Origin of the sequence: Gelidibacter sp. (assembly GCF_035577925.1) — a bacterium.
Taxonomy (GTDB): Bacteria; Bacteroidota; Bacteroidia; order Flavobacteriales; family Flavobacteriaceae; genus Gelidibacter.
Window position 1 is genome coordinate 1 of sequence record NZ_DATJCY010000373.1, and the last position, 5,733, is coordinate 5,733.

The following is a 5,733-nucleotide window of genomic DNA, read 5'->3' on the forward strand; positions in this document are numbered from 1 at the left end:
TAGCTAATGGAATTACTCATGAACGTTTTTCACACCATTATTTCATTAAAAACCATGGACACTACAATTGACATTATTAAATCTTCAGGTAAAAAAGTAAAGTTTTCAATCGATAAACTACGTACATCCTTAGGAAAATCAGGTGCAGACCGACAAACCATAAATGAAATCATTGACAAAGTGAAAGCTGAATTGTACAACGGCATTTCAACAAAGGAAATCTACAACAGAGCATTCGCTTTATTAAAAAAGAAAGAGAGCCATCTGGCATCCAAATACAAACTCAAAAAAGCGATCTACGAGTTGGGACCTACCGGATATCCGTTTGAACGTTTTATAAGTGCGATTTTAAAACATTCGGGTTACACTACGCACGTCAGCAAAATTATGCAAGGCCACTGTGTGAAGCACGAAGTTGACGTAATCGCCGAAAAAGATGGAAAGACAACACTTGTCGAATGTAAATTTCATAGCGAACAAGGTCGAAATTGCAATGTTAAAATACCGTTATACATCGATTCACGTTTTAAAGATATCAAAACCTATTGGGATTCAAAATCACATAAAACAACATTAGATGTGGGTTGGGTAGTGACCAACACAAGTTTTACCGAAGATGCCCTGCAGTACGGCAATTGCGCCGGTTTGTATCTCTTGAGTTGGGATTACCCTAAAAATGATGGGTTGAGAAATCGCATTGACCGGTTGGGATTATACCCCATAACCGTATCTACCTTGCTGACCAATCGTGAAAAACAATTTCTGTTAAGCAGAGATGTCGTTTTATGTAAAGACTTGATCGATGACGCATTCTTCTTGGACCATCTTGGAATTTCGGAAACCCGCAAATCAAAAATTCAAAATGAGATGAAAATATTGTGCAAAATCTAAAAATTATGGAAAATCATGTGAAAGTAAATTTTCTCGGAGCCTCAAACGTGGTTACAGGTTCAAAATTTCTTATTGAAACCTCCGAAAAAAATATAATGATCGATTGCGGTATGTTTCAAGGCTTAAAGGAACTGCGCGAACTCAATTGGTTAGATCTTCCTGTTGATGTCAGCACGATAGACTTGGTTCTGCTTACGCATGGACATCTCGACCACGTTGGTTATTTGCCGCGATTGGTCAAGCAAGGATTTCATGGGAAAATTATTGGCACGGCACCCACCCTGGCCATTGCAGAAATCATTTTAAAGGACAGTGCCAAAATCCACGAAGAGGAAGCTGCAAGAGCCAATGAGGAAAAATACACCAAACACAGTCCTGCGCTGCCATTTTATACGGTTGCAGAGGCTGAAAAAACAATACGCTTGTTTGAAGTTGAAATGGCGGACAAGTGGATCAATTTATCTGAGCATATCTCTTATCGGTTTCAATATAACGGCCATATTCTTGGGGCAACGTTCATAGAACTGGATATCAATTCCAAGCGCTTCGTGTTTTCTGGAGATATTGGCCGGACCAATGATTATTTATTGGAAGATCCGAAACGTCCTGAATGGGCCGATTTTCTTTTTATTGAAAGTACTTACGGCAATAAACTGCATCCAGAAGAAAATGTAGAACAGATACTTGCTGATATCATCTTGGAAACCCTTCATAAAAAAGGAAATCTAATTATCCCAAGTTTTGCGGTTGAACGCTTGCAGACACTGATGTTTATTCTCTGGAAATTATATCAGAAAAACAAAATCCCCAACATTCCAATCTTTGTTGATAGTCCTATGGGAAACAATGTTTTGGAGGTTTTTAGACGCTTCCCCAAATGGCACAAACTATCGGATTCCGATTATAACGCCATGTGCAATCATGTCAATATCATCGAATCTTACAAAGAAACCTGGGAAACGATTGATGACAAACGTCCTAAAATAATCATTGCCGGCAGTGGCATGGTGACTGGCGGCAGAGTGCTTACCTATTTGGAACAACTCATTGATAAGGCTTCCACAACCGTTTTGTTGGTTGGCTACCAGGCCGAAGGCACTCGTGGAAGACAATTGTTTGATGGTGCCCATGAAATCAAGTTCTCTGGCAAATACCATCCGGTAAAAGCGACTGTTATGCATTTAGAAAGTCTGTCAGCACATGCCGATCAAAATGAATTACTGCATTGGATGAGTGGCATCAAAAACATTCCCGAAAAAGTATTTCTCATCCATGGCGAACCAACGGCTTTAGATGCGTTTAGAGTAAAAATAAAAGATACCTATAACTGGAATGTGACCATTCCGAAACTGAATGACGTAGAAAATATACATATTTAAAGTAAAATTAGTTCTCGCAGAGGCGCAGAGTCGCAAAGGAAAATCCGTGATCCCGATAGCTATCGGGACGTGACTTAAATTAAATAACTCCGTGGATCTCTGTGAAATAACCTTCGCAGAGGCGCAAAGCCGCAAAGGAAAATCAGTGATCCCGATAGCTATCGGGACGTGTCTAAAAATAAAAACTCCGTGAATCTCAGCGAAACCTCCGCCCATCTCTGTGAAACCAATTCGTCCGAATTCATTTAATTGCATAAAAAAACCTTGCCGCAGTTACACAAACAAGGTTTTACAGTTAAAATAAAAATTAGTTGGTTATTTCTTTAAAACTTTAAAAGTTTGCTCTGAGGTTTCTGAATAAAGTTTCAGAATATACATTCCTGGACTTAAATTAGAGACATCAATTATATTGCCATCAGAAAACGAAATGGAAAACTGCTTTCCTAACAAACTATACATTTTCGCAGTTTGCACCTGTGCTTTTGATTTGATGAAAATCTTTTCCATTACCGGATTTGGATAAACCTCAACCGTAAAATCCTCAAATTTAGAAGTAGAAAGTGTGCCACACATAGGGTTTGAACCCGCAGCCATTGTCAGAACACCATCTGTAACCGACCAATTCTGCCAAACACCACCATTACCGGTTTCCCAATCGGACAAATCAAAATAGTTAGTACCCGAGGTTGTTCCCGGTACTTTGTAAGCTTTGATGGCCTCACCTCCCTTATTCCAAGTTAAAGGTTGGTACTGTACAATAAATTCCGGAGCATAATTAGTTGTGCAATTGGCTTGTAAAAAATATGCCGATCCCGATCCATAAACCGAGGCTCTCCCAACGGCATCAACCGTAATGGCTGTATTTTCATCAGATGCGATACCAAAGGAACGTCGGTTATTATCTTTTGCAAAACGTGCCAAAAACACACTCATTCGTCCTTGACGATCGCGATTTGCAAAATGCGAATCGGTAATCACATCTTCCATAAATGGAATTTCCAAAAAATCATTATAACCCAAGGTCACTCTTGGATGATAAGGATTGATTAAGACGGCATCACTTTCAATGCCGCCGCGTTCGGCTGAAAAATAAGAATTTCCCAAAATGGCCAAACCTGCACTAATGCCGCCAATAACTCCTTTTTTAGTATTAATAAAGGTGTTTAAAGCGTCTTCCATAGCATTATCCTTGAAATATTTGACATAATCATATTGGTCACCACCAGCAAACCATACAGCTTCTGCTTGGGCAACTTTTTCGAGCACATACGGATCCACAGCACCTTCGGCATTATTTATCACAAAAGTTCGAACGGAATTGATACTGACACCTAATTCTGAATAAAAATAATCGTTATAACCATCTTGTCCAGATGCTCGCAATACCACAACATCACCTCCGTTAGCTTGGGTCAAAAACCATTTCATGGCCTCTTTTTGATCGAAATTACCACCCGCCAAGCAAATTCCCGAATGGTGATTGGTTGTCACATCAGTAACATTTCCTGTCAGGTATTCTGTATAATTTTGGGCAAAAAGTGCCTGAATACCCAGTAAAAACAAAAAAGTAATGTTCTTCATAAGCTTATCGTTTATTTTCTATTTCTTCTGATTTACTAAACGATAGAGCATCACCGCAGTTATTTTTGCTTGCGTTGCGACCGTTCGTAAATCGCCAGTTTCCTCAATAGTATGATCTCCAGAACCACCTGTCAATCCCAATCCGTCGAGGGCCATTTCCACATATCCCGAAGTAAATGAAATATCGGCAGCACCGGCATTTCTCGGATTGACCGCTTCAACAGCACCAAAACCCAAATCTTGACTGACGCCATCATAAAATTTTAAAAGTTTGGTATTGCCATCGGTCAATCCCAATGGCGGATAACCATCAATAAAAATCAATTCGGCGGAAGTATTGGGATAATTATTGGATACAATCTCTTTCATGATTTTATGCGCTCTTTCCAATTGCTCCAAAGAGGTTGCACGAATATCACCGTGTACAATGGCGTGTTCGGCCACCACATTGTCTTTACCAAACGCTGTACCGCCGGTCAGTTCCTCATTTACTTTCAGATCGGTTCCACCGAGGATAAATCCAGGGTTAAAGGTCAAATCTTTTTCTTTGGACAATTGCAGATAAAATTCATTCAGAATACGGGAAGCTTCATAAATAGCGCCAGCACCAATATCTTTTGTGAAAATTTGTGATGAATGCGCAGGAACGCCCGTTACTTTCAATTGCCATTCTGATGATCCTCTTCGTGACACTACAATCGTTTTAGGATTGTTGTCGCCATTTTCAAAACCTAAGGCGATATCGGCACGTTTGGCACCTTCAATCAAATCTTTTTTGGAAAGTTCAAGAGGTTCGCCACTTTTTTCTTCATCGCCGGTCATGATAATTTCGATGGACATATCATCGAGAACACCAGCTTCTTTTAAGGCTTTCATGGCTAAAATGATAATGACGTCGCCACCTTTCATATCAGCAACTCCGGGGCCTTTCATCATATTATCATCGAGCATGGTATATTCCTGAAACGGACTGTCCAATTCAAAAACCGTATCTAAATGGCCAATCAATAAAAACTTTGGTCCTTTTTTACCTTCTTTTTTAGCAATTAAATGTCCCGCACGACCGTAAGCTTCACCATTGGTCAATTCAGTTTGAAATCCAAGTTGGTCCAATTCCGTTTTGAACAATTCGCCTACTTTCCTGACGCCTTCAAAATTCATGGTTCCACTATTGATATTGACTGCTTTTTTAAGCAAATCGATAGAAGCGTCCAAATGTTTATCGACCGATTTTACAATTTTATTCTCCATTTTTCCTTTTTGTGCCACTGTCAATGTGCTTGTAGATAGGATTGAAAGTATTAAAAATGTTTGTGCTATTTTATTCAAAATGAGTTTTTTAATTAAGTTTAAACTGTTCCCCTGGCAAATAGACATTCAATTGAAGATCATGCGCTCCAAGTTTATCACCATGCTTATTTTTTGAATGCTTCGGGTTTTTTAATACAATGACTTGTGAATCGCCAATAACTTCAGCCGTATTTCCATTCACTAAAATGGCCGTGGCTTCATCAATACCAATCCCAAGCATTTTAGGATGTTCAATAATAGCACTAATAAAACGGTTGTACCGACCACGCCATACAAAATGCTGATCGATAATAACGTTGGTCAACATGCCCAATCCTTTTCCAATTTCGACATTATCCGCTTCAATATTTCTCAGCGTACGATCGGGATGTTTCAACTCATTTCCGGTAATCATCAACTTACTCATGACCGCTGCTCCTGCACTGGTACCGGCAATTAATCCGCCATTGGCATAACAGTCATGGATTGCTTTTTCAATAGCAGTTCCGGCAACAATATCCATAAATCGGTTTTGATCGCCTCCTGAAATGTAAATCATTTTGGCATTTCTGATGGAATCAACTTTAGATGC

Annotated in this window: 5 protein-coding genes; 2 read left to right on the forward strand and 3 right to left on the reverse strand. The window is 39.5% G+C overall.

Annotated features, from left to right (window positions below; all coding sequences use genetic code 11):
• Positions 1-54 precede the first annotated feature (54 nt).
• A complete protein-coding gene (locus tag VNJ50_RS14220) occupies positions 55-891 on the forward strand; it encodes an ATP cone domain-containing protein (protein ID WP_325582958.1) in 837 nt (278 codons plus the stop codon).
• 5 nt (positions 892-896) lie between these two features.
• Positions 897-2,270, forward strand: coding sequence for an MBL fold metallo-hydrolase (locus VNJ50_RS14225; protein WP_325582959.1), 1,374 nt, complete (start codon positions 897-899; stop codon positions 2,268-2,270).
• A gap of 315 nt (positions 2,271-2,585) precedes the next feature.
• Here VNJ50_RS14225 and VNJ50_RS14230 read toward each other — a convergent pair whose 3' ends face one another.
• The 3 genes from VNJ50_RS14230 to VNJ50_RS14240 all read right to left on the reverse strand — a co-directional run.
• A complete protein-coding gene (locus VNJ50_RS14230) occupies positions 2,586-3,851 on the reverse strand; it encodes a T9SS type A sorting domain-containing protein (RefSeq protein WP_325582960.1) in 1,266 nt (421 codons plus the stop codon).
• An 18-nt stretch (positions 3,852-3,869) separates the two neighbouring features.
• On the reverse strand, positions 3,870-5,180 hold the full coding sequence (locus tag VNJ50_RS14235) for a M20/M25/M40 family metallo-hydrolase (RefSeq protein ID WP_325582961.1): 1,311 nt from the start codon (positions 5,178-5,180) through the stop codon (positions 3,870-3,872).
• 10 nt (positions 5,181-5,190) lie between these two features.
• Positions 5,191-5,733 (reverse strand): cyanophycinase (locus VNJ50_RS14240; RefSeq protein ID WP_325582962.1); only part of this gene is annotated, 543 nt, incomplete at its 5' end.